This is a genomic window from Polaribacter sp. 2405UD43-2 (assembly GCF_058147125.1).
This window is the reverse complement of the sequence record NZ_JBYVJX010000092.1, coordinates 1-238: the sequence shown is the minus strand read 5'-3', so window position 1 is coordinate 238 and position 238 is coordinate 1. Positions and strand designations below refer to the sequence as shown.

Below are 238 nucleotides of genomic sequence, written 5' to 3'. Positions count from 1 at the left end.
AAAACCATTAGCATCTACATAAGTTGAGAATGCTTGCCCATCAATATTAAAATAATGGATACCAGCTACAGGTACTGTTCTAGCTTGTTCTAAGGACGTAAAAGGATTTGCGGCATCTGTTCCTTTAGGGCAAATACTTTCTTCTGTATCTAAAATACCATCATTGTCATCATCTAAATCGGTTGCATCTTGGATACCATCATTGTCGTTATCTTTAAAAGAAGAGTCTGCATCTCTG

At 36.6% G+C, this 238-nt stretch carries 1 pseudogene; it reads right to left on the bottom strand.

The features are described from left to right. A pseudogene (locus ACY2RX_RS14875) lies at positions 1-238 on the bottom strand (hypothetical protein); the annotation flags it as partial.